This window comes from Flagellimonas sp. B-3 (assembly GCF_056857835.1).
Genome location: NZ_JBSXNW010000024.1, coordinates 102,510 through 129,296, shown reverse-complemented (window position 1 = coordinate 129,296; position 26,787 = coordinate 102,510). Strand labels below are relative to the sequence as shown.

Annotated in this window: 25 protein-coding genes and 1 tRNA gene; 14 read left to right on the top strand and 12 right to left on the bottom strand. The window is 42.2% G+C overall.

Annotated elements, in window-relative coordinates:
- Positions 1-166: 166 nt before the first annotated feature.
- Together AC13CS_RS13025 and AC13CS_RS13020 are read right to left on the bottom strand one after the other, a co-directional pair.
- Positions 167-1,558: a sugar porter family MFS transporter gene (locus AC13CS_RS13025; protein ID WP_293167160.1), complete on the bottom strand. Its 1,392-nt coding sequence runs from the start codon at positions 1,556-1,558 to the stop codon at positions 167-169.
- Positions 1,559-1,592: 34 nt separating this feature from the next.
- A complete protein-coding gene (locus tag AC13CS_RS13020) occupies positions 1,593-2,834 on the bottom strand; it encodes a glycosyltransferase N-terminal domain-containing protein (protein WP_293167266.1) in 1,242 nt (413 codons plus the stop codon).
- An 83-nt stretch (positions 2,835-2,917) separates the two neighbouring features.
- On the opposite strand from AC13CS_RS13020, the gene AC13CS_RS13015 reads away from it, so the two are divergent.
- Genes AC13CS_RS13015 through AC13CS_RS13005 form a run of 3 tightly spaced genes read left to right on the top strand, consistent with a single transcriptional unit; the run spans position 2,918 to position 5,490 of the window.
- A complete protein-coding gene (locus AC13CS_RS13015; RefSeq protein WP_293167161.1) occupies positions 2,918-4,072 on the top strand; it encodes a DegT/DnrJ/EryC1/StrS aminotransferase family protein in 1,155 nt (384 codons plus the stop codon).
- Between the two features lie 2 nt (positions 4,073-4,074).
- On the top strand, positions 4,075-5,097 hold the full coding sequence (galE, locus tag AC13CS_RS13010; protein ID WP_293167162.1) for a UDP-glucose 4-epimerase GalE: 1,023 nt from the start codon (positions 4,075-4,077) through the stop codon (positions 5,095-5,097).
- A 60-nt stretch (positions 5,098-5,157) separates the two neighbouring features.
- A complete protein-coding gene (locus AC13CS_RS13005; RefSeq protein ID WP_293167163.1) occupies positions 5,158-5,490 on the top strand; it encodes a hypothetical protein in 333 nt (110 codons plus the stop codon).
- 7 nt (positions 5,491-5,497) lie between these two features.
- Here AC13CS_RS13005 and AC13CS_RS13000 read toward each other — a convergent pair whose 3' ends face one another.
- Complete coding sequence (locus tag AC13CS_RS13000; RefSeq protein WP_293167164.1) at positions 5,498-6,598, bottom strand: heparan-alpha-glucosaminide N-acetyltransferase domain-containing protein; 1,101 nt, start codon at positions 6,596-6,598, stop codon at positions 5,498-5,500.
- Between the two features lie 210 nt (positions 6,599-6,808).
- On the opposite strand from AC13CS_RS13000, the gene AC13CS_RS12995 reads away from it, so the two are divergent.
- The gene (locus AC13CS_RS12995; RefSeq protein ID WP_293167165.1) at positions 6,809-9,607 is read left to right on the top strand and encodes a 2-oxoglutarate dehydrogenase E1 component; all 2,799 of its coding nucleotides are present in this window, start codon (positions 6,809-6,811) and stop codon (positions 9,605-9,607) included.
- 22 nt (positions 9,608-9,629) lie between these two features.
- The gene (odhB, locus tag AC13CS_RS12990; protein ID WP_163625409.1) at positions 9,630-10,850 is read left to right on the top strand and encodes a 2-oxoglutarate dehydrogenase complex dihydrolipoyllysine-residue succinyltransferase; all 1,221 of its coding nucleotides are present in this window, start codon (positions 9,630-9,632) and stop codon (positions 10,848-10,850) included.
- Between the two features lie 71 nt (positions 10,851-10,921).
- Here odhB and AC13CS_RS12985 read toward each other — a convergent pair whose 3' ends face one another.
- Complete coding sequence (locus AC13CS_RS12985) at positions 10,922-11,362, bottom strand: retropepsin-like aspartic protease (protein WP_293167166.1); 441 nt, start codon at positions 11,360-11,362, stop codon at positions 10,922-10,924.
- 168 nt (positions 11,363-11,530) lie between these two features.
- Between AC13CS_RS12985 and AC13CS_RS12980 the strand changes: the two genes are divergently transcribed.
- The 9 genes from AC13CS_RS12980 to AC13CS_RS12940 all read left to right on the top strand — a co-directional run bounded on the left by AC13CS_RS12980 (position 11,531) and on the right by AC13CS_RS12940 (position 17,165).
- Positions 11,531-12,049, top strand: a complete 519-nt coding sequence (locus tag AC13CS_RS12980) for a hypothetical protein (RefSeq protein WP_293167167.1) — start codon at positions 11,531-11,533, stop codon at positions 12,047-12,049.
- Positions 12,049-12,816, top strand: coding sequence for a TatD family hydrolase (locus AC13CS_RS12975; protein ID WP_293167168.1), 768 nt, complete (start codon positions 12,049-12,051; stop codon positions 12,814-12,816). The genes AC13CS_RS12980 and AC13CS_RS12975 overlap by 1 nt, the downstream gene beginning before the upstream one ends.
- A gap of 3 nt (positions 12,817-12,819) precedes the next feature.
- A complete protein-coding gene (locus tag AC13CS_RS12970) occupies positions 12,820-13,851 on the top strand; it encodes an asparaginase (protein WP_293167169.1) in 1,032 nt (343 codons plus the stop codon).
- Positions 13,852-13,917: 66 nt separating this feature from the next.
- Positions 13,918-14,005, top strand: a tRNA-Ser gene (locus tag AC13CS_RS12965).
- Positions 14,006-14,083: 78 nt separating this feature from the next.
- On the top strand, positions 14,084-14,812 hold the full coding sequence (locus AC13CS_RS12960; RefSeq protein WP_127142235.1) for a MotA/TolQ/ExbB proton channel family protein: 729 nt from the start codon (positions 14,084-14,086) through the stop codon (positions 14,810-14,812).
- Positions 14,813-14,838: 26 nt separating this feature from the next.
- Positions 14,839-15,276 (top strand): hypothetical protein, encoded by a 438-nt coding sequence (locus tag AC13CS_RS12955; RefSeq protein ID WP_293167170.1) that lies wholly within the window; start codon positions 14,839-14,841, stop codon positions 15,274-15,276.
- Positions 15,277-15,287: 11 nt separating this feature from the next.
- Positions 15,288-15,896: an ExbD/TolR family protein gene (locus AC13CS_RS12950; RefSeq protein WP_293167171.1), complete on the top strand. Its 609-nt coding sequence runs from the start codon at positions 15,288-15,290 to the stop codon at positions 15,894-15,896.
- A gap of 12 nt (positions 15,897-15,908) precedes the next feature.
- Positions 15,909-16,391 (top strand): ExbD/TolR family protein, encoded by a 483-nt coding sequence (locus AC13CS_RS12945; RefSeq protein ID WP_127142238.1) that lies wholly within the window; start codon positions 15,909-15,911, stop codon positions 16,389-16,391.
- Positions 16,392-16,463: 72 nt separating this feature from the next.
- Positions 16,464-17,165, top strand: a complete 702-nt coding sequence (locus AC13CS_RS12940) for a porin family protein (protein ID WP_293167172.1) — start codon at positions 16,464-16,466, stop codon at positions 17,163-17,165.
- Here the strand turns inward: AC13CS_RS12940 and AC13CS_RS12935 are convergent.
- From AC13CS_RS12935 to rpsB, 8 genes are all read right to left on the bottom strand, one after another.
- Positions 17,160-17,762 (bottom strand): hypothetical protein, encoded by a 603-nt coding sequence (locus AC13CS_RS12935; protein WP_293167173.1) that lies wholly within the window; start codon positions 17,760-17,762, stop codon positions 17,160-17,162. The two genes, AC13CS_RS12940 and AC13CS_RS12935, sit on opposite strands and share 6 nt — an antisense overlap.
- Positions 17,762-19,219, bottom strand: coding sequence for an RNA polymerase factor sigma-54 (gene rpoN, locus AC13CS_RS12930; protein WP_293167174.1), 1,458 nt, complete (start codon positions 19,217-19,219; stop codon positions 17,762-17,764). The genes AC13CS_RS12935 and rpoN overlap by 1 nt, the downstream gene beginning before the upstream one ends.
- A 50-nt stretch (positions 19,220-19,269) precedes the next feature.
- Entirely contained in the window at positions 19,270-20,703 is a 1,434-nt protein-coding gene (asnS, locus tag AC13CS_RS12925; RefSeq protein WP_293167175.1) for an asparagine--tRNA ligase, read from the bottom strand.
- A gap of 90 nt (positions 20,704-20,793) precedes the next feature.
- Complete coding sequence (locus AC13CS_RS12920) at positions 20,794-23,196, bottom strand: MMPL family transporter (protein ID WP_293167176.1); 2,403 nt, start codon at positions 23,194-23,196, stop codon at positions 20,794-20,796.
- A 75-nt stretch (positions 23,197-23,271) separates the two neighbouring features.
- Positions 23,272-23,826, bottom strand: a complete 555-nt coding sequence (frr, locus tag AC13CS_RS12915; protein ID WP_293167177.1) for a ribosome recycling factor — start codon at positions 23,824-23,826, stop codon at positions 23,272-23,274.
- A gap of 42 nt (positions 23,827-23,868) precedes the next feature.
- Complete coding sequence (pyrH, locus tag AC13CS_RS12910; RefSeq protein WP_014033137.1) at positions 23,869-24,576, bottom strand: UMP kinase; 708 nt, start codon at positions 24,574-24,576, stop codon at positions 23,869-23,871.
- A gap of 132 nt (positions 24,577-24,708) precedes the next feature.
- Complete coding sequence (tsf, locus tag AC13CS_RS12905) at positions 24,709-25,533, bottom strand: translation elongation factor Ts (protein WP_163625397.1); 825 nt, start codon at positions 25,531-25,533, stop codon at positions 24,709-24,711.
- 80 nt (positions 25,534-25,613) lie between these two features.
- Positions 25,614-26,714 carry a 30S ribosomal protein S2 gene (rpsB, locus tag AC13CS_RS12900; protein WP_293167178.1) on the bottom strand — a complete coding sequence of 367 codons (1,101 nt, stop codon included), beginning with the start codon at positions 26,712-26,714 and terminating at the stop codon, positions 25,614-25,616.
- Between the last annotated feature and the right edge of the window lie 73 nt (positions 26,715-26,787).

The following is a 26,787-nucleotide window of genomic DNA, read 5'->3' as shown; positions in this document are numbered from 1 at the left end:
AGACCATAATTCGTAAAAAACCGACTATAAGTTTATTTCCAAAGCTAATTTCATCTGCCATAATGGTGTAATTTCCATCAATTTAAGGAATTATTTGCGTATTTCCTTTATTGGATGGCTCACTATTCGATTAACTGATTGTTTTTAGCCGTATGCTGTAAACCAATCAATTGGGCTTTTGTTTCTTTCGACTGAGGAGTTTTCCCAACTCCTCCAAAGAGATTCCCTTGGTCTCTGGCATCATGAATGCTACCCATATTAATTGAAGCACCATCATAAAAGCAAAGAAGATAAAAATGGGCCAAGGGTTATCCTTGAAAATCCCAATTTCGGCATCTAAAAAGGTGGGGGTAAGCAAAGTAATAAGGGCTGCGAACACCCAATGGGTCCCAGTGCCCCAAGATTGCCCGTAGGACCTAACCTTGTTCGGGAATATTTCCGAAATAAACACCCAGATTACCGCACCTTGGCCAATGGCATGTGAGGCGATAAAAACCAAAATAAAGGTGAGCAACAGCACGGAGCTGGCGCCTGAATAGAAACACCAGCCCACCATGGCCAAACTCACAATATAACCAATGGAACCGATGTACATTAATTGTTTTCGTCCCAATTTATCAATCAGGGATATGCCCACAAAGGTGAATATCAGGTTAATGATGCCGATGGATATGGAACTAAAGAGCGATTCACCGGAAGCGAGACCTGCCCGTTCCAAGATTTCAGGGGCGTAATACAGCACAAAATTGATTCCCGAAAGTTGATTGAAAAAAGCAATCAAAAAAGCCAGTACCAACGATTTGTTATACTTGCCCGAAAACAAACTGTCTTTCTGTTTTTCGGTAGTTTCGACCAAGGCAATCTTGATTTGCTCCAAATGGATGGAAGCCTTGTCTTTTGCAATGCCCAAAAGGGTAATGGATTCCATGACAACGGTATCTGCTCGCTCTTTCATTAAAAGCCATCTAGGGCTGTTCGGTATTTTGAATACCATAAAAGTGTAGATCAAAGCGGGAAGCCCTTCAATGCCCAACATCCATCGCCAAGCTATGCTTTCGTCAAAAATAATCCCGATAAAATAGTTGGATATAAAGGCGATCAAAATTCCAAAAACAATATTGAACTGGTACATGGCCGTTAACCTACCACGTGTTTGGGCAGTGGAAATCTCAGAGATATAAACTGGTGCGGCCACCGATGAGGCTCCTACACCGATACCCCCAATAAACCTAAAGAGCGAAAAACTATAAGGTTCGGGAGCAAAAGCCGAACCCATCGCCGATGCAAAATAGAGTACACCTATCCAGAACAAGGTCTTTTTTCTTCCCAAACGGTCGGTCGGGATACCTCCAAAAAGCGAACCCAGAACGGTTCCCCATAGTGCCATGGACATTATAAAGATGCCGTGGAACGTGAAAATGGAATCGCCCAAAAACCAGTTGGTATCCCATATTTCTTTTATGGGCTGGTTGGCGCCGGAAATAACAACGGTATCAAACCCAAACAAAAAGCCCGCTAGGGCCGCCGTCAATGAAATTCTAAAAATACGCTTGTCCATATAAAAGGTGAATTTTTCTAAAGCTAACCAAAATTTACATAATCTTGGAAATGTGTTTCATGATCAAATCGGCAGCACCTCTATTGGAATTGATATAATTGGAGTTGATTGCTCCAATATTTTTAATGGAAACGGGGTTGTTCAAAAGGTCGCCCACCAAATTATCAAAACTATCTTTGCTCGAAATGGGTAGTATGCCACCTTCATTAACAAGGTCCTCTGCTTCCTTGAAGCCTTCAAATTGTGGCCCTATGATGATGGGGATTCCAAAAACTGCAGGTTCCATGGTATTGTGCAGTCCCGTGGCAAAACCACCCCCTACGTAGGCAATGTTGGCATAACTGTAAATTTTGGTCAACAGGCCAATGGTGTCCACCACAAGGACATCGAACTCCTTTAAATTTTGATTGCCCATCGTGGAATAAAGTACCGTTCTTTTTTGAAGGGCCGAGGTGATTTTCTCAATATGGGCAGGTTTTATTTCGTGAGGGGCGATTACAAATTTCACCTTTTCCTTGCTATTGTTGATGTGGTTGATGAGTATCTCTTCATCTTCGGGCCAAGTACTGCCCGCTACCAAGCAAAATTGGTTGTTTTTGAAACGGTCCATGAACTCCAATTGATTGTTGCGTTCCAAAATTTCTGAAACTCGGTCCAAACGAGTGTCCCCGCTAATACTAATATTTGTAAATCTGATGGACTCCAACAGCTTTTTGGAGTTTTCATCTTGAACAAAATAATGGTCAAATTTCCCTAGGCTCTTTCGCATAAACCCGCCATAAGGCTTAAAATAAATCTGTCTGCTGGAAAAAATGGCCGATACCAAAATGGTCGGAATGTTCCTTTTTTTAAGGTGATAAAGATAATTGGGCCAAACCTCGTACTTTACAAAAATGGCCAACTCTGGGTCAACAAGGTCCAAAAAGTGTTGAACCTTGGAATTCCTGTCCATGGGCAAATACACCACTACATCGGCAATCGACGTGTTCTTTTTTACCTCATAACCAGAAGGTGAAAAAAAGCTTAGGACCAGTTTGTGGTCGGGATATTTGGAACGTAATCTTTCTAAAATAGGCAGCCCTTGTTCAAATTCGCCCAAGGAAGCCACATGCATCCAAACGGTTTTACTGTTCGGTGGGAGCTGTTCCTCCAATAAGGGAAAGGTTTTTTGCCGACCTTGAACGAACAATTTAATCTTCGCATTAAAAAGTGCAATTACTTTTAGGCCAAGCCAAGCTATGTTGATCAGGATGTTGTAAAGAAAACGCAAGGGCATCATTTTTCGCTAAAATACATTCTTTCGGTCAGAGACCATTATAGCATCTTAATTTCTTAATTTTGACCCATTAATTTATTTGGATGAAAAAAATACAGATGGTTGACCTAAAAGGTCAATATGAAGGTATAAAAACCGAGGTCAACGAGGCCATTGCAGAAATCTTGGATTCTTCAGCATTTATAAATGGTCCCCACGTACACGCTTTTCAAAATGAATTAGAGGAATATTTGGATGTAAAGCATGTTATTCCATGTGCCAATGGAACCGATGCCCTTCAAATTTGCATGATGGGGCTCGGGTTGAAACCGGGAGATGAGGTAATTACGGCCGATTTTACTTTTGCCGCAACGGTTGAGGTGATAGGTCTTTTACAATTGACCCCAGTTTTGGTGGATGTAGAACCCGATACTTTCAATATTGATGTAAAAGCCATAGAAAAGGCCATTACACCAAACACAAAGGCCATTGTGCCCGTACATTTATTTGGACAGTGCGCCAATATGGATGAGATCATGGCCTTGGCCAAAAAGCACAATCTGTATGTGATTGAAGATAATGCACAGGCCATTGGAGGGTCCTACTTCTCAAAAGATGGTTCCAAACAAAAGGCAGGGACTATTGGGCATGTAGGGGCTACCTCTTTCTTTCCGTCCAAAAACTTGGGCTGTTATGGCGATGGTGGAGCCATTTTTACCAACGATGATGATTTGGCACATACCATTCGTGGTATTGTTAACCACGGTATGTACAAAAGATATTACCATGATGTGGTAGGGGTAAATTCAAGATTGGACTCCATTCAAGCGGCAGTTTTAAGGGCAAAGCTGCCCAAATTGGACTTTTACAACCAGAAACGATGGGAGGCAGCATCAAAATATTCAACGGCATTTAAAGGACAGGAGTATATTGTAGTGCCAAAAATATCATGCGGTTGCGATAGCGAGAAAAGTGTATGTGATTGCCATGTGTTCCATCAGTACACTTTGCGGATCACAAATGGGCATCGGGACGGTCTGGCACAACATTTAAACGATAACAACGTTCCTTGTGGTGTATATTATCCAGTTCCATTGCATAAGCAAAAAGCCTATGCGGACGACCGTTACAATGAAGAAGATTTTCCTGTGACCAATCAATTGGTGGAAGAGGTTATTTCGCTCCCCATGCACACGGAGTTGGATGATGAACAAATTGATTTTATAACCAAATTGGTAATTGATTTCGTAAACAAATAATAATGAAAATACTCGTAACAGGTGGTTTGGGCTTTATTGGATCCCATACCGTTGTTGAATTGCAAAATGAAGGTTTTGAGGTGGTAATTGTCGACAACCTCTCCAATTCATCCATAAATGTTTTGGACGGCATTGAAGCCATAACGGGCAAAAGACCCATTTTTGAAGAATTTGATCTTCGGGACAAGCCAAAAGTCCAAGATTTCTTTCAAAAGCACGCCGATATCGCAGGGGTAATCCATTTTGCGGCCTCCAAAGCGGTCGGGGAGAGTGTGGTCGAACCATTGTTGTATTATGAGAACAATCTTGGGGTATTGGTCTACATCCTTCAGGAACTAAAGAAAAGAGGAGGGGCAAGCTTTATCTTTAGCAGCTCTTGCACCGTATATGGTCAGGCAGACAAAATGCCGATAACTGAGTCAGCCCCGGTTAAACCTGCTGAATCCCCATACGGTAATACCAAGCAAGTGGGAGAAGAGATAATTCGAGATACTTGCAAGATAGCCCCAGAATTGAAAGCCATCGCGTTACGATACTTTAACCCTATTGGGGCGCACCCATCCGGTAAAATTGGAGAGCTTCCCATTGGAGTGCCCCAGAATTTGGTGCCCTTTATCACGCAAACAGGTGTCGGTCTGCGTGAACAGTTGTCTGTCTTTGGAGATGATTATCCAACCGAAGATGGGACTTGTATTAGGGACTATATCCATGTAGTGGATTTGGCCAAGGCCCATGTAGCAGCATTGCAGCGTCTTTTGGAAGATAAGAACGAAAGCAATTACGAGGTGTTCAACTTGGGTACCGGAAAAGGAAGTTCCGTTTTGGAAGTTATCCATAGTTTTGAGCGCGTTTCTGGAGAAAAGTTGAACTATAAAATAGTTGGTAGAAGGCCAGGAGACGTAATCCAAGCCTATGCGGATACCCAAAAAGCAAATAAAGTTTTGGGGTGGAAGGCAAAATCCAGCCTTGATGATGCCATGAAATCCGCTTGGGAATGGGAAAAAATCGTAAGAAGTTCAAACTGAAAAAATCCTAAAGCATATTTTGGTCGTAAATAGCATATGCTGCCCAACTTTAATACTAGTATGGAGTTGCTGGAAGGTGTCCAGCAAGAACAACTCTATCAAAAATTATTGCAACAATTAAAAAAGGATTTTGAATTGGCCAATGTGCCTATTAACATCCCTTTGGATATATCTCCCGAAGAACTCAAAAGTACCATCCACGAAAAAATTTATTATTTGATTGTGGAAAAGTTTCCGGAATATCTCAACCTATTATATGTAGTGGATATCTCCGAGAACGAAGTCAAAAAGATAGTTCCGTCAGATGTTGTTGATATTTCGGCGGAGGTATCTTTTTTACTATTGAAAAGAGAATGGCAAAAAGTATGGTATAAAGCCAAATATAGCCGCTGACCTTTGGTCATACCTTCACGTAAATACCTCTTTTGTCCATAATATAGCCTACGAACCAACAAGTCAGCATAATCCAAAGGGCAAATAATAATGAGCCCGTGTAGCCGCCTGACCAAGATATAAATATGTTGTCGGCAATCCATCTGTATAAGGATTCTCCGTTGAGGTCAATGGCAAAAAGAGTGATTATAAATAACTCCGACAATAAATAAATAAACAAGGTGTTTTTACCGAAGACTTCAAAAAAGTAGCTCCAACTTTTCGCCTTTTTCATATCCAAGATATAAATAAGCGTAGCGATGGCAAAAAGGTCAATACCACAAGTGAGCAATACAAAGGAACTCGTCCACAATTTTTTGTTGATGGGCAAAATAAGGTCCCATGCCAAGCCCGCAAATACCAGAGCAAAACCGAACATCATCAATTTGGCGACGGTCTCGAAATTTTGACCGTTGTTTTGGATGAATCGACCAGCCAAGTAACCAATAATCACATTTACAATGGCGGGAAGGGTGCTCAACAATCCCTCGGGATCAAAAGCAATGCCTTCGCCATGGTACATGTGGTCGGGTCCAATAAGCCACTCATCCAATTTAAGAACGGCATTTCCCGATAAGGTAAGGTCGCCAAAACCAATTAAAATAAGATGGTAGCCCACTAAAAAGGCCGCGCTCAACCAAATAGCGGTCTTGGTCTTTACAAAGTGAAGGATGATGGAGGCAAACATATAGCACAGTGCAATACGCTGCAAAACCCCGAAAACACGGGTTTCCGAAAATGGTTTCAACTGTCCGTCATCAAAAAATGGGTACCAGTACATTAAAAAGCCCAAAAGAAAAATGATGGCAGTTCGCTTCAGGACCTTCTTAAAAAATGCAGGGTTGCCCATGCTTTCATACTTTTTCATGCTAAAGCTCATCGAGTTTCCCACCACAAACAAAAAAGTGGGAAAAACAAGGTCGGTCAATGTAAATCCGTTCCAGTCGGCGTGCAATAATGGCGCAAAAGTGGTGGATCCATTGCCCGGTGAGTTAACAATGATCATCAAGGCGACATCCAGACCCCTGAAAACATCCAAGGAAAGATATCTGTTTTTAAGTTTGGACATGTTTGGTTGGTTTAACTGGGCGTTCAAGTTAAATTATTTTTAGTTTCTACTGTTAATTTCAGTTAAAAATTTCATTTTTATCGCTTTCCTGTTCATTCTGTGATTTAGTTGTAAATTTGAATAAGAAATTAAAGGGAATGCAAGCATATAAATGCTAAAACCCGTATTTTTGACAAAATTTTCCATAAAGTTTTTGGAGAAACATAAAGAATGGACAAATATTCATTTTTAAATGCTGCGCACACTTCGTTTTTTGCGGAGCAATACGAAAAATATCTAACGAATCCCGATACTATAGAGCCCAGTTGGAGGGCTTTTTTTCAAGGATTTGATTTTGGTTTGGAAGGTTCCCTCGAAGATTTGGGGATTGAATCCGATAAAGGAGGAATGGTGGTGCTTTCCAATGGAAGGAAAGTGGAAATGCCCGAAGCCCTTCAAAAAGAGTTTCAGGTTATACGCCTTATTGATGGTTACCGTTCCCGTGGACACCTTTTTACCGAAACAAACCCTGTAAGGGAAAGGAGAAAGTATGTCCCTACCTTGGATATAGCCAACTTTGGCCTGACCGAAGGGGACTTGGAGACTGTTTTTGATGCTGGAAAAATTCTTGGAATAGGTCCAGCCCCCCTAAAGGAAATTATACGACACCTCGAGAGTATTTATTGCGATGCGATAGGAGTGGAGTACATGTATATCCGTACCCCGGAACGTATTCAATGGATTCAGGATTGGCTCAACAAAAACGACAACCATCCCAATTACACCGCGGAAGAAAAGAAAAACATCCTTAGAAAATTAAACGAGGCCGTTTCTTTTGAGAGCTTTTTGCATACCAAATATGTGGGGCAAAAACGATTTTCGTTGGAAGGTGGCGAATCATTGATTCCCGCTTTGGATGTGATTGTTGAAAAAGCGGCGGACAAAGGCGTAAAGCAATTTGTGGTGGGTATGGCCCACCGAGGGCGCTTGAACGTTCTGACCAATATTTTTGGGAAATCGCCAAAGGATATCTTTAGCGAGTTCGATGGTAAGGATTACGAGGAAACCATCTTTGATGGAGACGTAAAATATCACTTGGGATGGACCTCTAAACGTGAAACGGATTCAGGGAAAATGGTCAATATGAACATTGCCCCGAACCCTTCGCACCTGGAAACCGTAAACTCCATTGTTGAAGGTATAGCCAGAGCCAAGCAAGATCGTGATCACAGTGATGAAATCTCTGAAGTACTGCCGATTTTAATCCATGGAGACGCTGCTTTTGCTGCACAGGGAGTGGTGTACGAAGTGATTCAAATGGCCCGTTTGGATGGATATACCACAGGAGGGACCATTCATATTGTGGTAAATAACCAGATCGGATTTACTACAAACTATTTGGATGCAAGGTCATCAACCTACTGTACCGATGTGGGGAAAGTCACCCTTTCGCCGGTACTTCATGTAAATGCCGATGATGCCGAAGCTGTGGTACATGCCACGACCTTTGCTTTGGAATACAGGATGCGCTACAAGCGCGACATTTTCTTGGATCTGTTGGGCTACAGAAAGTATGGCCACAACGAGGGGGATGAACCCAAGTTTACACAGCCCTTGTTGTACAAATCCATTTCCAAGCATAAAAACCCGAGGGATATTTACGCAGAGAAATTGATTGCCGAAGGAGTCATCGATGAGAACTACGTAAAAGAACTCGAAGAAAAATATAAGAACGATCTTGAGGAGGACCTTTTGGATTCCCGCAAAATCGAAAAGACCAGAATAACCCCTTTCATGCAAGATGAATGGGAAGGGTTTGAGCAGGTGACCGAAGAGGTGATGCTTAAACCTATGGATACTACTTACGACCTTAAAAAGTTGGATGAGGTTGCCCAAAGCATTACCAAGCTTCCGGAGGATAAAAAATTCCTGAGAAAATTGGAGCGATTGGTGGAAGGCCGCCACAAAATGTATTTTGAGGACAACAAGCTCGATTGGGCCATGGGAGAACTTTTGGCCTATGGATCATTGATCGAGGAAGGGTACGATGTTCGCATGACAGGCCAAGATGTGGAAAGGGGAACCTTCTCCCACAGGCATGCCGTCATCAAAACGGAAATGCACGAGGAAGAAGTGGTGTTGTTGAATGAGATGGGGGCCAACCAAAATGGAAAGTTCCACATCTATAACTCACTGCTATCGGAATACGCCGTAATGGGATTTGATTATGGTTACGCCATGGCAAGCCCTAAAACATTGACCATTTGGGAAGCGCAGTTTGGGGATTTCAGTAATGGAGCCCAAATTATAATAGATCAATATTTGTCATCAGCGGAAGACAAATGGAAACTGCAGAACGGCTTGGTCCTTTTGTTGCCACATGGTTACGAAGGTCAGGGAGCGGAACACTCTTCGGCGCGTATGGAACGGTACTTGCAACTTTGTGCCAAGGATAATATGTACGTGGCAGATGTGACCACCCCGGCGAACCTGTTCCACTTGTTCCGTAGACAAATGAAGGCCAAGTTCCGTAAGCCATTGGTGGTATTTACGCCCAAGAGTTTGTTGAGGCATCCCAAGGTGGTTTCCACCAAGGAGGAGATGGCCAATGGAAGTTTCCAGATGGTGATCGACGATGCCGAGGCTAAAGCATCCAAAGTAAAGACATTGGTATTCTGTACCGGTAAATTCTACTATGACCTTTTGGATAAACGAGAAGAGCTTGAAAGAGATGATGTGGCTTTGGTACGTGTGGAGCAATTGTTCCCATTGCCTGCTAAGGAAATGCGAAGCATCATCAAAAAATATAAAAATGCAGACGATATTGTTTGGGCCCAGGAAGAACCCAGGAACATGGGGGCTTGGAGCCATATGTTGATGCATTTGGACGAAGCCAAACAATTTAGGGTGGCATCCCGTAGATTCTACGGAGCCCCTGCTGCAGGTAGTGCGGTGCGCTCAAAAAGACGTCATGCCCAAGTGTTGGACTACGTTTTTGACAAGAGTAAGGATAATATGCAAATAAGATAATACAAGTATAAACTACAATAAGATGGTTTTAGAAATGAAAGTTCCCTCACCGGGGGAATCCATTACAGAAGTAGAAATCGCCGATTGGTTGGTTGAGGATGGAGATTATGTGGAGAAAGACCAAGCCATAGCCGAGGTGGACTCGGATAAGGCAACATTGGAGCTTCCTGCGGAGGCGAGCGGTATTATTACCCTTAAAGCTGAAGTGGGAGACGCAGTAGCTGTTGGCGAGGTGGTTTGCCTCATTGATACAAGTGCGGAAAAGCCTGAAGGTTCATCTGGTGGTTCCGATAAAAAAGAGGAATCCAAAAAGGAAGAGCCTAAAAAAGAAGCACCTAAGAAAGAGGAGCCTAAAAAGGAAACTTATGCTTCCGGGACTCCATCTCCAGCGGCCAAGAAAATATTGGACGAAAAAGGCATCGAGCCTTCATCCGTTTCCGGTAGTGGGCGTGATGGACGCATCACCAAAGATGATGCTGTAAAAGCTAAGCCATCCATGGGAACCCCAACAGGTGGCAACCGTGGCGAAAGCCGTTCCAAATTGTCCATGTTGCGTAGAAAAGTGGCCGAGCGCTTGGTGTCTGCAAAGAACGAGACCGCGATGCTGACTACCTTCAACGAAGTGGATATGTCCGCCATCTTCGAACTGCGTAAACAGTACAAAGAAGCGTTCAAGGAAAAGCACGGGGTAAGTCTTGGATTTATGTCTTTCTTTACGAAAGCAGTAATTCGTGCCTTGCAAATGTACCCTGCCGTTAACTCCATGATCGATGGTAAGGAAATGATCACCTACGAATTCTGCGATATCAGTATTGCGGTTTCAGGTCCAAAAGGTTTGATGGTTCCCGTAATCCGAAATGCAGAAAACCTGACCTTCAGAGGAATTGAATCCGAAGTAAAGCGTTTGGCTATCCGTGCTAGGGAAGGTGAAATCACCGTGGATGAAATGACAGGAGGTACCTTTACCATAACCAACGGGGGTGTATTCGGTTCCATGTTGTCCACTCCGATCATCAACCCACCACAAAGTGGAATCTTGGGTATGCACAATATTGTAGAACGTGCCATTGTTAGGGATGGAGCTATTGCCATTGCACCTGTAATGTACGTAGCACTTTCTTACGATCACAGAATTATTGACGGAAAGGAATCCGTTGGGTTCTTGGTTGCCGTTAAAGAAGCGTTGGAAAGTCCAGAAGAATTGTTGATGGACGGAAACGTGAAAAAAGCGTTGGAATTATAGAATATTGTTGCCTCAAGAGTGGTCGCTGAGCGTAGTCGAAGCGCAATCCAGAGGTTTTGGAATAAATGCCTTTACTTTTTTAAGTAGAGGCATTTTTTATTGTAGTCGATTACCGCTTTTCCCTTTTTGAGAAGATCAGCGCCAATAATGCCATCTACAGGTAAAGCATTATGCGCTGTCAATGCTTGGTTTACATGGCTGAGGTCGAACAGAACTACTTTTTGCTTTTTCTTTTTCCAGTCCCCGATCTGGATTTTGTTTTTGATGGAGATCAACGTTTCCATTTCCGTGGCTCCCGCTCCAGCAGCTTTAATGTCCGTAGCTTCGGAAGCCATTTCAAAAAACTCGATTTTATCCATCCCCACACAAGTATTGGAAGCTCCAGTGTCCAAAATAAACTTGCCTGTGACCCCATTGATACTGGCCACGAGTTCAAAGTGGTTGGTTTCGGTCAATACCAAAGGTATTGTGATGTAGTCTTTGGATTTGAGAAATTTTTTGAGTGATGCCATAGGGAAATATGATCTTGAAGGGCTTTAATCAGTAACAAAGTTTTGGGACATCTAAGATAAGCCTATTTTTGTGTTATGATTGAATTCGGCTTTAAGAAGATTGCTGTCATCGCTGTGTTTGCGGTAATCACAATATCCTGTAATCAGAAGGATAAGAAAATGGACACGATGAAAATTGCCGAAAATTACGTCAGTGCCCTGAACACATCCGATTATAAGGAACTGGTGGGGTTATTTTTGGACAGCATACGATTTAATGAAATGGACCATGTAAGGACTTTTAGTAAAGAGGGCTATCATTCTTTGTTTCAGTGGGATTCCGTGTTCCGTCCAAAGTATAAGGTCTTGGACATTGACAAAAGCGGGGACAGCCTTGAATTAAAAGTCTCAAAGGCATGTGATAGGATTCTTTTTTTGCAAGAAGAACCCTTCGTTAGCCGTGAAATCATAAAAATCAAGAATGGCAAAATTTATAGTATTGATATCGTCGAATATGTCGATTTCAAGGATTCTTTGTGGGCCGCCAGGCGGGAAAATTTGGTATCATGGATAGCTGAGCATCACCCTGAATTGGATGGATTTATTTATGATCAAACCAAGGAGGGAGCGATAAAATTCAAAAAAGCCATAGATTTTTTCAAAAACAGAAGGGATTCAATATCCGTTCAGGAAAATATTTCAAATTAATGATTGTAACCGATACCCATACCCATTTATATAGTGAAGCTTTTGACGAGGATAGAGGTGAAATGATGCAACGTGCCCTGGATGCCGGGGTGGAGCGTTTTTTTATACCTGCAATCGATTCGGCCTACACCCAATCCATGTTGGATTTGGAAACCAAGTATCCCGATAATGTGTTTTTGATGATGGGCCTGCACCCAACCCATGTCAAAGAAAATTATAAGGAAGAGCTTGCTCATGTGGAAGAGTGGTTGGCCAAGAAAAAGTTCTACGCCGTGGGCGAAATAGGGGTGGACCTGTATTGGGACAAAACCTTTTTAAAAGAACAGCAAGATGCCTTTGCCTATCAGATTCGGTTGGCAAAGAAGTACGAACTGCCCATAGTGATCCATTGCCGTGATGCCTTTGATGAGGTTTTTGAAGTTTTGGAGCAGGAAAAAGGGGAGGGCCTTTTCGGGATTTTCCATTGTTTTACAGGAACATTGGAACAGGCCCATCAAGCCTTGTCCTATAATATGAAGTTGGGCATTGGGGGAGTGGCCACCTTCAAAAATGGTAAAATAGATCAGTTCTTGAACCAAATTGACTTGAAACATATTGTTCTGGAAACCGATGCCCCGTATTTGGCGCCAGCACCCTATCGTGGAAAACGGAACGAGAGCTCGTATATCATAAAGGTATTGGAAAAACTATCCTCCATATATAGTATGCCAGAAGAAGAGATTGCTGCAATCACCACGGAAAACTCCAAAGAAATATTCGGAATCTGATCTATGAAAAAGAAGACCAACATATTACTGATTTATACGGGAGGAACCATTGGTATGGTGAAGGATTACAAAACGGGTGCACTCAAGGCGTTCAATTTTGAAGAACTTGTGAAAAATATCCCGGAGCTAAAACAATTGGACTGTAACCTGAGAGGGGTTTCATTCGATGAGCCCATTGATTCTTCCAACATGAACCCCGGTTATTGGGCACAGATTGCTTCCATAATTGAAGAGCACTACGAGGAAGATGATGGTTTTGTAGTGCTTCATGGTAGCGATACGATGAGTTACTCTGCATCGGCACTTAGCTTTATGCTGGAGAATTTGGAGAAGCCGGTAATTTTTACGGGATCGCAATTGCCTATTGGGGATCTACGTACAGATGCCAAGGAGAATCTGATCACGTCCATCGAGATAGCCGCCCTTCAGAAAAAGGGGAAGCCCATTATACGCGAGGTCGGTCTATATTTCGAATATAAGCTCTATCGTGGCAACAGGACCACCAAAATAAATGCGGAACATTTTGAGGCTTTCGATTCCTTGAACTATCCGCCTTTGGTGGAATCTGGCGTTCATTTAAAGGTACATCATAATTATCTGATCAAAAAAGTGACCAAAAACAAGTCGCTCCAAGTACATAAAAAAATGGACAATCGAGTGGCGATTCTCAAGTTGTTTCCGGGAATCAATCAGAATGTGCTGCAGTCGGTCCTTAATATCCCCGATTTGAAGGCATTGATTTTGGAAACCTACGGTGCAGGGAATGCTCCGATGGACAAATGGTTTTTGGAAGCCATAAAAAAATCGGTGGAAAATGGATTGCACATTATTAATGTGACACAATGCTCTGGAGGGAGTGTTTCCATGGGTCATTATGAGACCAGTGAAAAACTTAAGGCGATGCAACTGGTTAACGGCAAGGATATTACAACGGAGGCTGCCATAACAAAAGCGATGTACCTATTGGGGACAGGGGTTCCCGACAAATTGTTCAAGACAATTTTTGAGACACCACTCCGTGGTGAAATGGTGTAAAATTAACGCTTCAAATTTCTATAACTAATTATTTTTTTGTTTATTGGTCGCCCTAAATGAAACAATAGAGAGGTGGCCGAGTGGTCGAAGGCGCACGCCTGGAAAGTGTGTATACACCAAAAGTGTATCGAGGGTTCGAATCCCTTCCTCTCTGCAAGGTATTTTAGTTTTTCTATTATAAAATTTTTATATCTTTAACATTATTAACTAACTAAATTTAAGTTTAAGTAAAATGAAAAAAATATCCTTTACTCTGGCTGCTGCCGGAATGTTTGTGATGGGAACTACAACTGCATCTGCAGCAATGTTGCAAGAAGAAGCTGAAGCCAGCAAAGGTTTCACCCAGGTATTGAAAGAGCAATTTATTCAAGGAGGGCCTGCCTTCATGGGAATTGTATTGCTATGTTTGATCTTGGGATTGGCAGTTGCCATCGAAAGAATCATTTATTTGAATTTGGCCACTACAAATTCCACCAAATTGAAGCAACAAGTTGAGGACGCTTTGGCTTCAGGAGGTGTAGAAGCAGCCAAAGAAGTATGTAGAAACACTAAAGGACCTGTTGCGTCTATCTACTACCAAGGTTTGGATAGAGCTGACGAAGGTTTGGAATCTGCTGAAAAAGCTGTTGTTTCCTACGGAGGTGTGCAAATGGGCCAGTTGGAGAAAAACGTATCTTGGTTGTCCCTGTTTATCGCGATTGCTCCGATGCTTGGATTTATGGGTACGGTAATCGGTATGATTCAGGCCTTCCAAAAAATTGCAGCTGTAGGTAACTTGAGTGCTTCCTTGATTGCAGGTGATATCCAGGTGGCGTTGTTGACAACCGTATTTGGTTTGATCACAGCGATTATCCTTCAGATTTTCTATAACTATATTATTGCTAAAATCGATAGTATCGTAAATGACATGGAAGACAGCTCAATCGCATTGATTGACATGTTGGCTGCCCACAAAAAGTAATTACGAATTAAAAACTATCGAGAATCATGAATAAAATAGTAAAAATATTGCTCATCGTCATCGGATTGGTTGCCGCAGTTCTTTGGTTCTCCCTTCCGTCCGCCGATGATCCAAGTGCCATAAATAGTGGGGCAATGAACTTTATGTTCATTATTATGTACATCTTGTTGGCTATTGCAGTTGTAACTACAGTAGTTTTCGGATTTGCAAAATTGTTTACCACAAAAGGAAGTATTAAGAAAGCTCTTTTCGCCATTGGCGGATTGGCCATAGTAGTGGCCATATCTTACGGGCTTTCTTCAGATAACATGTCTGTGGTAGAAACAATGTCTGAAAGAGGTATTGAAACTACGGAAGGAACTGTGAAAAACATTGGAATGGGATTGAATGTATTTTTTATCCTTACGCTAATTGCGGTAATTCTAATGATAGTACCAGGCTTGAAAAGAATGTTTGTTAAGTAAAAAGTTGAATTATGCCTAGAAGAAAAGGAGCACCGGAAGTAAATGCCGGTTCCATGGCGGATATCGCTTTCCTCTTGCTTATCTTTTTCTTGGTGACCACCACCATAGAAACGGATGCAGGACTGGATCGTATGTTGCCGCCAGCTGAACCGCCAAATGAAGAACCGCCCATAATCAAGCAGAAGAACATTTTCACTGTCAATATCAACAGAAATGGACAACTTTTGGTTGAGGAGAGCTTAATGGATATTAAGGATCTTAGGGAAGCGGCTATCAAATTCCTCGAGAATGGTGCGGACGGGACTTGTGATTACTGTAAAGGTAGAAAAGACCCAGCTTCATCGGATAATCCGTCAAAAGCCATTATCTCTTTAAAGAATGATAGAGAAACCAAGTACAGCACATACATTACAGTTCAAAACGAACTGGTAGGTGCGTATAACGAGTTGCGTAACCGTGAAGCACAACGCCTGTACGGGAGGGACTTTACAGATATGGAGGCAGAATACCTGAATCCAGAGACCCCGTCCAGCGTAAGAAATGACTTGAAAGACAAAGTGAAACGTATCCAGGATATGTTCCCGCAAAAACTTTCAGAGGCAGAAACATCAACCAATTAAAAACTATTTAATATGGCTAAGTTTACCAAAAAGAAGGATGGAGATTTGCCAGCGGTGTCAACAGCTTCGTTGCCGGATATCGTTTTTATGCTTCTGTTCTTCTTTATGACCGTAACCACAATGAAAGATAGTTCGTTAATGGTTGCCAATACCCTTCCCAATGCTTCAGAAATTAAGAAGTTGGAAAAGAAGGATCGCGTTATTTACATTTATGTAGGAACACCTACACAGGAATATCAAAAGGTTTTTGGTACAGAACCAAAAATTCAATTGAATGATAAATTTGCCAATGTGGACGAAGTAGGTTCATTTATTTTGGCAGAACGTGCAAAAAAACCGCAAGAACTTCAAAATGTATTGACTACTGCTTTAAAAGTAGATAAGGATGCCAATATGGGTCTTATCACTGATATTAAGCAACAATTGAGAGAAGTAAATGCCCTTAAAGTGAACTATACCACTTATGAAGGGGATGCTTTTAACAATTTACAGTAGGCAATAGCTTAGATTTAGTGGGAAACGCTCCAAATTTTTAATTTGGGGCGTTTTTTGTTTTAAATTGCCACCATGATCCGCACCGTACTTCAATTTATAGTTAGCGCTGTTTGTTTATTGCTCTCGATATCTGTTTTGGGTCAAACAGGAATGGATAGCACCGTAGTACCCGATAGTCGGTATCTAGAGGATCAGTTTTATATTGGAGTGGGCTATAATGTACTGTTGGATACCCCGGACGAAGTGGGCCAACAAAATCTATCCTATAATCTACAAGCAGGCTTTATAAAGGACATTCCCTTGAACCAAAGAAGGAATTTCGGTGTTGGTTTAGGGCTGGGATATGCTGTGAACTCGTATTATTCGAACATCGTTTCATCGAAAGAATCCAATACAATTGTTTACCAAGTAATGGAGGGTTCCAACTTTAATAGGAGCAAGTTCGAAACCCATTCCATAGAATTTCCCTTGGAATTAAGATGGCGTACATCGACCGCAGAGGAATATAAGTTTTGGCGGATATACGCTGGTGCCAAATTGGGCTACGTGTTCTCAGGTAGGTCAAAATTGGTGACAGATAGTGGTAATGACTCATTTTCCAATAATGATGTTGAAAAATTCCAATATGGCCTTATGCTGAACTTTGGTTATAACACCTGGAACATTCACGCTTACTATGCGTTACATCCATTGCTTAAAGAAGGGACTGCACTTAATGGGAACCCTATTGATTTTAGGGTGCTGCGTATTGGATTGATTTTTTACATCCTATAGCCAGTATTTCAAAATAATCAATTGGGAACAACATCCTAGGATAAAACCTATCAACAGTTCATTTTTAGTGTGTGCCTTCAGGTACAATCTTGAGGTGGCCACCAGCCCGGTAAAAAGGGTGAACAAGCTTATGGCAATGGTAATGTTGGTCTCAAAATGAATGCTCAACGCCACCATAAAGGTTAAGATGCTTCCCATGCCCAACAGGTGCATACTTGTTTTAAATTTAAAGAACAACAGAATTAAGGTCGCGCTGGTCGCAGTCAGAAGTCCTGTAAAATAGTAAAAAAGCTCGTGTACGTAATTATTGGGTATCACTTTGTACAATATCATTAAAAAGATGATACAGCTTATATAAAGCGGGTATTTGCGTTCCTGTAGGGTAGGCAGAAATATGGAGCTGATAACCCCGAGGTTCCTCAATATCAAGAAAAAGATAATGGGGATGATTACCGTAAGGATAAAAATGGGAAGTATATTCCCGCTTTGGGTTTGCAGAGTGCTATAGGGAGCCACCAAAAAATACACTATGGTACCTCCAATCGGTACAAACAACGGGTGAAAGAGGTAGGAGATAATGTTGTATACGTGGCGCATCAAATCTCTTTTCTTAATCGAGCTACAGGTATGCCGAGCTGCTCCCGATATTTGGCAACGGTCCGCCGGGCTATGGGATAGCCCCTTTCTTTTAATATTTTTGCCAATTTTGCATCGGTCAAAGGTTTTTTCTTCTCCTCATCACGAATAACGGTCTCCAAGATCTTTTTAATTTCCCTTGTGGATACATCTTCCCCTTGTTCGTTCTTCATGGATTCGGAAAAGAAATCCTTGATCAATTTGGTGCCATAAGGTGTATCCACATATTTGCTGTTCGCTACCCGCGACACGGTGGAAACGTCCATATCTATTTTATCGGCAATATCCTTTAAGATCATGGGGCGCAATTTTCTTTCGTCCCCCGTCATAAAATATTCCTTTTGATATTCCATAATGGTGTTCATGGTGATGAAAAGGGTTTGCTGACGTTGTCTTATGGCATCTATAAACCATTTTGCGGCATCCAGTTTTTGTTTGATGAACATGACCGTGTCCTTCTGGGATTTGGATTTTTCCTTGGCATTTTTGTATCCCTCCAGCATATTGCTGTAGTCTTTGGAAACATGAAGTTCCGGGGCATTTCTACCGTTAAGGGTAAGTTCCAGTTCACCATCCACTATTTTTATGGAGAAATCGGGGACAATATGCTCGATCATACGGGTATTGCCAGAATAGGAACCACCCGGTTTTGGATTGAGTCTTTCTATTTCCGAAATAGCCTCCTTGAGCTGTTCTTCGGTAACATGGTGTTTTTGTATAAGTTTGGAGTAATGCTTTTTGGTAAAGTGATCGAACGATCGTTCCAAAATGTTAATGGCCAGCTCAACGGAAGGTTTTTTTTCCTTGCGCTTTAGTTGGATGATCAAACATTCATCCAAAGATCGGGCGGCGACCCCGGGAGGGTCTAAATCTTGGACAACCTTTAGAATTTCCTCGATTTTATCCTCGTCCACATAAATGTTCTGGGTAAAGGCAAGGTCGTCCATAATATCTGGAAGCGGTCTTCGTATGTAGCCGCTTTCGTCCACACTGCCCACCAAAAACTCGGCAATGGCCCACTCCTGATCATCCAAGTAAGTCGTGTTCAACTGATTGATCAAGTATTGGTTGAATGATGTTCCAGCGGCATACGGAACCCTTTTATCCTCATCGTCCGCACTATAATTATTCGCTTGGGTGCGGTAATCGGGAATTTCATCATCACTCAGGTAATCATCAATATTGATTTCCTCGGTGTCAATGTTTTCATTGTCCGCCGAATCATCGTAGGTATCCTCGTAAACATCATCCAGGGCATCGGTTTCCTCCTTGCCACTTTCCAAAGCAGGATTTTCTTCCAGCTCTTGTTTTAACCTTTGTTCAAAAGCCTGCGTTGGCAATTGAATAAGTTTCATGAGCTGAATCTGCTGTGGAGACAGTTTTTGTGAAAGCTTAAACTGTAGATGTTGTTTCAGCATATTGATTGATGATTTACAATCGTAACTTTCTTTAAAATAATAAATTCAAATTAAAACTCGGCATTTTGTGGGGTTCTAGGGTAGGGGATTACGTCCCTGATATTGCCCATTCCGGTGGCGAATTGCACCATGCGCTCAAAGCCAAGTCCAAAACCACTGTGCACCGCAGTGCCAAATTTTCTCAAATCCAGATACCACCAAAGCTCTTTGGCATCAATATCCAGTTCCTTTATTTTTTGTTCCAGTACATCCAAACGTTCTTCCCTTTGGGAACCTCCAACAATTTCTCCGATACCCGGGAAAAGTACATCCATGGCACGTACGGTTTTGCCATCCTCGTTCAAGCGCATATAAAATGCCTTGATGTTTGCGGGGTAATCAAACAGGATTACGGGACATTTGAAATGCTTTTCCACCAAGAAGCGCTCGTGCTCGCTTTGCAAGTCGGCCCCCCATTCGTCAATAGGGAACTGGAACTTTTTCTTTTTGTTCGGCTTACTGTTCTTTAAAATATCAATTGCCTCGGTATAGGAAACCCTTTTGAAATTGTTTTCTACAATGAATTTCAATTTTTCGATCAAAGCCATTTCAGAACGCTCGTTCTGAGGTTTGGACTTTTCTTCATCCAACAAACGTTTTTCCAAAAACTCCAAATCATCTTGGCAATGGTCCAGCACGTATTGGATAATGTATTTGATAAAATCTTCTGCCAAATCCATGTTGGCATCCAAATCATAAAAGGCCATCTCGGGCTCGATCATCCAGAACTCGGCCAAATGACGTGATGTATTGGAATTTTCAGCTCTAAAAGTAGGCCCAAAAGTGTACACCTTGCCCAAGCCCATGGCGTAGGTCTCGGCTTCCAACTGACCTGAAACGGTCAGGTTGGTCTCTTTTCCAAAAAAGTCCTCGGAGTAATCCACTTCACCATTGCTATCTAAAGGCGGGTTCTTGGCATCCAAAGTGGATACACGGAACATTTCCCCGGCACCCTCGGCGTCGGAGCCTGTGATGATGGGTGCGTGCATGTAGTAAAAACCATTTTGCTGAAAGTAGCTGTGAACGGCAAAAGAAAGTACCGATCTTACCCGCATTACCGCGGAAAAAGTATTGGTCCGTACCCTAAGATGCGCTTTTTCCCTTAAAAACTCCAACGAGTGTTTTTTGGGTTGAATAGGGTAGGTCTCCGGGTCTGCGGTACCGTGCACGAATATATCCGTAGCTTGGATTTCTACGATTTGCCCTCGACCTTGGCTTTCTTCCAAAGTTCCTGAGATTTTCAGGGCAGCACCTGTTGAAATTTGCTTCAGCAATGCTTCGTCCAAATTTTCAAAGTCCACGACACATTGCAGGTTATGTATGGTGGAACCATCGTTCAATGCGATAAATCGGTTGCTCCTAAATGTTTTTACCCATCCATTTACTTCTACGGAATCTCCTACGGGTTGCTTTTCCAGCAATTCTTTTATGGAATAAGACATCATTCTAAAACTATAGTGATTTAGTTGGTAAAGATAGGTTTTTGATAAAAAACGATGGCAATGGAATAGCCTAATTTATGGCCGTTTCAAACACTATTTGTCCTTTGGGTTGTCCTCGTCCTTCGGCAAAATGTCGATTTGAGGTTTCTTGAGCACCTGCTTGTTGGCAATGCTTCTTTCCAAGGAGAGGAGAAGTGATGGCAACAAGATCAAGTTGGACAGCATGGCGAACAACAAGGTGGCCGAAACCAATCCCCCCAATGCTTTGGTGCCCCCAAAACTGGAGATGATGAATACCGAGAACCCAAAGAACAAGACTATGGATGTGTAGAACATGCTCACTCCGGTCTCGCGCAAGGCGGCGTACACCGATTTTTTGATGTGCCAACGGTGTGCAGTGAGTTCCTGCCGGTATTTGGCCAAAAAGTGAATGGTATCATCCACCGATATGCCAAAGGCAATACTAAATACCAAAATGGTGGATGGTTTTATGGGAACACCCAAGTATCCCATTACACCTGCAGTAATAACTAAAGGCAGTAAGTTGGGTACCAAGGATATGATGACCATTCTAAAGGACCGGAAGAGGTAGGCCATAAACAGCGAAATGAGTCCAATGGCCAATGCAAGGGACAACAACAGGTTTTTGACCAAGTACTTTGTTCCTTTTAGGAACAAGAGGGCTTTTCCGGTCATAAAAACATCGTATCGTTCCGAAGGAAATTGCTTTGTGATAGCTTCTTGCAGGTCTTTTTCAATTTCCTCCATACGGTCGATTTTTACATCGCGCATGTAAGTCGTTAAACGGGCTGTTTGTCCCGTACTGTCCACAAAGCTTTGGAGCAGTTCATTGGTTCCATCAGTTGATGACTTTTGAACAGCGTTCATAATGAATGTGTTCTCTTGACTGGTGGGCAGTTGATAGTATTTTGGAATTCCGTTGTAAAAAGCCTGTTTAGAGTATTTTACCAAATCAACTATGGAAATAGGTCGCGATAGTTCTGGAATTTCATCGATTACAGCGCCCAATTGGTCCATTCGTTTAAGCGTAGCAGGCTTTACCACCCCATTTTTGCGTTTGGTGTCCACCACAATTTCCATGGGCATGATACCGTCAAACTCAGCCTCAAAAAATTGGATGTCCTTGTAAAAGTGGCTTTTCTTGGGGAGGTCTTCAATCCTACTTCCAGTGATTCGCATCTGGTAAATCCCGATAATGCTCAATACCAAAACTGCAACTGTGGTAATGTAAACGCCAATCCTGTGGTTTCTTACCATGTTTTCCATCCAGTTCACAAAAATGTCCATCCATTTTTTGTTCAGGTGCTTTAGGTGCTTGGTTTTTGGAAGCGGCATAAAGCTGTAAATAATGGGTATTATCAACAGGGAAAGAATAAAAATCCCAATGATGTTGATGGAGGCGACGATACCAAATTCCTTGAGCAGGTCACTGTCCAAAATAATAAAGGTAGCGAAGCCTGATGCGGTGGTGATGTTCGTCATTAAGGTGGCGTTGCCAATCTTGGAGATTACCCTTTGTAAGGAAAGTGCTTGATTTCCGTGTTTTTTTACTTCTTGCTGATATTTGTTGATCAAGAAAATACAATTGGGAATACCGATTACAATGATCAATGGCGGAATCAATGCGGTAAGAATCGTAATTTCGTATTGTAAAAGCCCAAGTATTCCAAAGGCCCACATTACTCCAATGATTACTACGCACATGGAGATGAAAGTAGCCCTGAAACTTCTAAAGAAAAAGAAAAAGATGATGGAGGTAACAAGTAGGGCACCTACGATAAAAAGCCCGATTTCATCAACAATGGATTTTGTGTTCCAAGTACGGATGTAGGGCATTCCCGAAATACGGACATCCATTCCGGTCTCTTGCTCAAAATCTTCTACAAGCTCAGCAAGGTCATTGAGTATAAACTCGTTTCTTACCGCCGTGTTCATAATATCCTTGTCCAGATAAACAACGGTTTGGATGGTGCCGCTTTTAGCGTTGTATACCAAATTATCGTAGAAAGGAAGTTCTGTGAACAAATGGTTGGTAAGGGAATCTATTTCCTGTTTGGTCTTGGGAGGGTCGGCTATTAAAGGCTCCATGGAGAACGTTTGGGTATCGTTGTCCTTGATTAGCTCCTTTAAGTTCTCCAACGAAATAACATATTCAACCTCGGGAAAAGCATCGAGTTGTTTGCTCAAGGTGTTCCATCGGTTAAAGTTTTTTGGGGTAAACAGTGAGGAATCCCTAATGGCCAAAACTATGGCGTTGCCTTCTTCGCCAAATATTTTGGTAAATGCATTGTACTGGATACTAGCTGGATGGTCATCGGGCAATATATTGGCCTCGGTGTTGGAAAATTGCATGTTTTTCCATTGCATGGCCAAGAAAACGGTAAAGCCGACAACCGCCAAAAGAATCAAGATTCTATTGCGGAGTATAATTCTTGCGACCTTTGGCCAAAATCCTTTAGTGAGCTTTGCTACCATCTGGGTTTTGTTGGGCGCAAAGGTAGAAAATGATATGTTGTGTTCCTAGGAAAGGGGCTGGTCAAAATCCAAATTTTACACCTTCATTATTTCAGCCTCTTTTGTGGTCAAGATGGCATCAACTCTATCACTGTACTTGTTGGTTAGTTCTTGCACATCAACTTCGGCGTTTTTTAAAAGGTCTTCGGAAATGTCCAATGCTTTTAATTCCTTGTTGGCTTCTTGTCTGGCACTACGGATACTTACTTTGGCGTCTTCGGCTTCGGCCTTGGCCTGTTTTGTCAACTGTACTCTCCTTTCCTCTGTTAATGGGGGTACGTTAATGATTACCATTTCTCCATTGTTCATGGGATTGAAGCCCAAATTGGCGTTCATGATGGCGGTTTCAATCTCCCCCAGCAGGTTTTTTTCCCAAGGTTGAACGGAGAGCGTTCTTGCATCGGGGGTATTGATGTTGGATACTTGGGAAAGCGGGGTTTGAGAGCCGTAGTAATCCACCATTACAGTAGAAAGCATCATGGGGCTGGCTTTACCCGCCCTAATCTTGGTCAATGCTTTTTGCAAGTGCTCAATACTTGCCTCCATACTTTCTTTTGTACTATCAAGAATAAATTTTACTTCTTCGTCCATAACTTTCAAATTTATAAAACTAAAACCAAAGTATATGCCAATTTAAACATTGACCACGGTTCCGATATTTTCTCCAGATACTATTTTCATTAAGTTACCTCGTGTGTTCATGTCGAACACCACAATGGGCAGCTCATTTTCCTGACTTAATGTGAACGCCGTCGTATCCATCACTTTAAGTCCTTTGGAAAGCACTTCGTTAAAGGAAATGGAATCGAATTTAGTGGCGTTTTTATCTTTTTCCGGGTCAGATGTATAAATGCCGTCAACACGGGTTCCTTTTAAAATTACATCTGCTTTTATTTCGATGGCTCTCAATACTGCTGCAGAATCCGTTGTGAAATAAGGGTTTCCCGTTCCACCGCCAAAGATGACGACTCTTCCTTTTTCCAAATGCCGGATGGCCCTTCTTCGGATAAAGGGCTCGGCAACCTCATTTATTTTTATGGCCGATTGTAGCCTTGTCTGCACTCCTTTTATCTCTAGGGCGCTTTGCAATGCCAAACCATTGATTACCGTGGCCAACATGCCCATGTGGTCTCCTTGTACCCGATCCATACCTTGGCTGGCCCCTGCGAGGCCCCTAAAAATGTTTCCTCCACCGATTACGATGGCTACTTCAACACCTTTATCGATTACAGATTTTATTTCTTCGGCATATTCATCCAACCGGTTGGCATCAATGCCATATTGTTGTTCGCCCATTAAGGCTTCTCCACTTAATTTTAATAAAATTCTTTTGTAATGCATTGAGAGTTTCTTGAAGTCCGGACAAAAATAATCAAAATTATTTATGGGAAATGAAGAATTAAGGGTTTGATATGGACATAAAAAAACCGCTTCTGTCGGGAAGCGGTTTTTTGAATTTATTGCTGTGGTGAATTAGCCCAATGCCACTCTTGAAAAACTGGTAACTTCCAAGCTGGAATCCACCGACTTAACGTATTGGGCAACACTTTGTTTGCTATCTTTAATGAAAGCTTGGTTCACCAAAGTGTTGTCTTTAAAGAAACGCTGTAATTTGCCTTGGGCAATTTTGTCCAACATTTCCTCTGGTTTGCCTTCTTCGCGCAATTGATCTTTCGCAATCTCGATTTCTTTGTCGATGATGGATTGATCAACTCCTTCTTCGTTCAAGGCAACAGGATTCATTGCGGCAGCTTGCATGGCTACGTCTTTTGCAGCTTCTGCAGCGCCATCAACATTGGCGGACAAACCTACCAAAGTAGCGATTTTGTTACCTGCGTGGATGTAAGAACCTACGAAAGGGGCGTTCAATCTTTCAAAACTTCCAATCTCGATTTTTTCACCGATAACACCGGTTTGCTCTGTCAATTTATCGGCAACGGTCATTCCATCAAAAGAGGCAGCTAGGAAATCGTCTTTGCTATCGAAACCAAGTGCCAGGTCGGCTAAATCGTTAGCAAGTTTTACAAAGCTATCGTTCTTGGCAACAAAGTCGGTTTCGCAGTTCAAGGAGATAACGACACCTTGTGTGCTATCGCTGTTTACTTTTGCGATGGCTGCACCTTCTGAAGATTCCCTGTCAGCTCTTTTTGCTGCAACTTTTTGACCTTTTTTTCTAAGGATCTCAATTGCTTGGTCGAAATCACCTTCGGCTTCGACCAAAGCTTTTTTACAATCCATCATTCCAGCTCCAGTGGCCTTTCTTAATTTATTTACTTCTGCGGCGGTAATCTTTGCCATTTTCTTTTCTTTTTTAAATTTTACGTAAAGTAAAACACTGTAAAAGTGTTTTTGTTTAGGACAATGTTAAATCAGCAGGTTTATTCAACGCCACCTTTTACGTTGTCTTGCCATTCTTTAAGTTCGTCCCATTTTCCATCGGCAGCCATTTTAGCTTGTTTTGGCCAAGATGTTGGATCCAAGTGGGCTAAAGTTGAGCTGGCCTCGGTCAAGATTTCCTTAACTTTTTCGGCATCGGCATCGGCTAGGTCGGCGTAAGTTTTTACTCCGCTGGCTACAAGAGCTTCGGCAGCTTTTGGTCCAATACCTTCAATTTTGGTAAGGTCGTCCGGTTTTGCCTCTTCTTTTGCTTCTTTTTTGGGAGCTTCGGCCTCAGCTTTTTTGGCTGGTTTTTCCTCAGTGGCTTTTTCTTCCTTCTTTGGAGCGGCCTCAGCTTTTTTCTCCTCTTTCTTGGAATCTTCTTCTTTGTCCTTTCCGCTGTTTTTCTCGCTCTTGCGCTCTTCCAAACCTTCGGCCACTGCTTGGGTTACGGATTCCATGATCGCTTCGATGGATTTACCTGCATCATCATTGGATGGGATGGCGTAATCAACATCGCGAGGGTCTGAGTTGGTATCTACCATGGCAAAAATTGGAATGTTCAATTTTTGGGCCTCTTTAACTGCGATGTGCTCACGCATGGTATCAACAATGAAAAGTGCGCCTGGCAAACGGGTCATGTCGGCAATGGAACCTAAGTTCTTGTCCAACTTGGCACGCAAACGGTCAACCTGCAATCTTTCTTTTTTGGAAAGGGTATTGAATGTGCCATCTTTTTTCATGCGGTCGATAGCTGCCATTTTTTTAACAGCTTTACGAATGGTTACAAAGTTGGTCAACATACCACCTGGCCATCTTTCAGTGATGTACGGCATGTTCACTTTGGATACTTTGTCCGCTACAATGTCCTTTGCTTGTTTTTTTGTGGCTACAAATAGGATTTTTCTTCCTGAGGATGCAATTTTTTTAAGGGCTTCGTTGGCTTCCTCAAGTTTTGCAACTGTTTTGTAGAGATTGATTACGTGGATTCCGTTACGCTCCATGTAGATGTAGGGAGCCATGTTCGGATTCCACTTTCTTGTTAGGTGTCCAAAATGCACACCTGCTTCCAGTAAGTCTTTTACTTCAATTTTACTTGCCATTTTTTGTACTTAGTTTACGTTCCGTTGTAGTAGCAATGCATTGGTGGTCACAAAATTTTGTTCGCCCAATCCA

Excerpts from the sequence above, each read along its gene's own strand:
- AC13CS_RS13000 (WP_293167164.1), bottom strand. The coding sequence starts at position 6,598 with ATGTCCAAACTTAAAAACAGATATCTTTCCTTGGATGTTTTCAGGGGT.
- AC13CS_RS12980 (WP_293167167.1), top strand. The coding sequence starts at position 11,531 with ATGAAAATTGCCGAAAATTACGTCAGTGCCCTGAACACATCCGATTAT.
- AC13CS_RS12935 (WP_293167173.1), bottom strand. The coding sequence starts at position 17,762 with ATGCGCCACGTATACAACATTATCTCCTACCTCTTTCACCCGTTGTTT.
- rpsB (WP_293167178.1), bottom strand. The coding sequence starts at position 26,714 with ATGGCAAGTAAAATTGAAGTAAAAGACTTACTGGAAGCAGGTGTGCAT.
- AC13CS_RS12985 (WP_293167166.1), bottom strand. The coding sequence starts at position 11,362 with ATGGCATCACTCAAAAAATTTCTCAAATCCAAAGACTACATCACAATA.
- tsf (WP_163625397.1), bottom strand. The coding sequence starts at position 25,533 with ATGGCAAAGATTACCGCCGCAGAAGTAAATAAATTAAGAAAGGCCACT.
- frr (WP_293167177.1), bottom strand. The coding sequence starts at position 23,826 with ATGGACGAAGAAGTAAAATTTATTCTTGATAGTACAAAAGAAAGTATG.
- AC13CS_RS12920 (WP_293167176.1), bottom strand. The coding sequence starts at position 23,196 with ATGGTAGCAAAGCTCACTAAAGGATTTTGGCCAAAGGTCGCAAGAATT.
- AC13CS_RS12955 (WP_293167170.1), top strand. The coding sequence starts at position 14,839 with ATGAATAAAATAGTAAAAATATTGCTCATCGTCATCGGATTGGTTGCC.
- AC13CS_RS12960 (WP_127142235.1), top strand. The coding sequence starts at position 14,084 with ATGAAAAAAATATCCTTTACTCTGGCTGCTGCCGGAATGTTTGTGATG.
- AC13CS_RS13025 (WP_293167160.1), bottom strand. The coding sequence starts at position 1,558 with ATGGACAAGCGTATTTTTAGAATTTCATTGACGGCGGCCCTAGCGGGC.
- AC13CS_RS12995 (WP_293167165.1), top strand. The coding sequence starts at position 6,809 with ATGGACAAATATTCATTTTTAAATGCTGCGCACACTTCGTTTTTTGCG.
- AC13CS_RS12940 (WP_293167172.1), top strand. The coding sequence starts at position 16,464 with ATGATCCGCACCGTACTTCAATTTATAGTTAGCGCTGTTTGTTTATTG.
- AC13CS_RS12975 (WP_293167168.1), top strand. The coding sequence starts at position 12,049 with ATGATTGTAACCGATACCCATACCCATTTATATAGTGAAGCTTTTGAC.
- AC13CS_RS13020 (WP_293167266.1), bottom strand. The coding sequence starts at position 2,834 with ATGCCCTTGCGTTTTCTTTACAACATCCTGATCAACATAGCTTGGCTT.
- galE (WP_293167162.1), top strand. The coding sequence starts at position 4,075 with ATGAAAATACTCGTAACAGGTGGTTTGGGCTTTATTGGATCCCATACC.
- AC13CS_RS12950 (WP_293167171.1), top strand. The coding sequence starts at position 15,288 with ATGCCTAGAAGAAAAGGAGCACCGGAAGTAAATGCCGGTTCCATGGCG.
- odhB (WP_163625409.1), top strand. The coding sequence starts at position 9,630 with ATGGTTTTAGAAATGAAAGTTCCCTCACCGGGGGAATCCATTACAGAA.
- AC13CS_RS13005 (WP_293167163.1), top strand. The coding sequence starts at position 5,158 with ATGGAGTTGCTGGAAGGTGTCCAGCAAGAACAACTCTATCAAAAATTA.
- AC13CS_RS12945 (WP_127142238.1), top strand. The coding sequence starts at position 15,909 with ATGGCTAAGTTTACCAAAAAGAAGGATGGAGATTTGCCAGCGGTGTCA.
- asnS (WP_293167175.1), bottom strand. The coding sequence starts at position 20,703 with ATGATGTCTTATTCCATAAAAGAATTGCTGGAAAAGCAACCCGTAGGA.
- pyrH (WP_014033137.1), bottom strand. The coding sequence starts at position 24,576 with ATGCATTACAAAAGAATTTTATTAAAATTAAGTGGAGAAGCCTTAATG.
- AC13CS_RS12970 (WP_293167169.1), top strand. The coding sequence starts at position 12,820 with ATGAAAAAGAAGACCAACATATTACTGATTTATACGGGAGGAACCATT.
- rpoN (WP_293167174.1), bottom strand. The coding sequence starts at position 19,219 with ATGCTGAAACAACATCTACAGTTTAAGCTTTCACAAAAACTGTCTCCA.
- AC13CS_RS13015 (WP_293167161.1), top strand. The coding sequence starts at position 2,918 with ATGAAAAAAATACAGATGGTTGACCTAAAAGGTCAATATGAAGGTATA.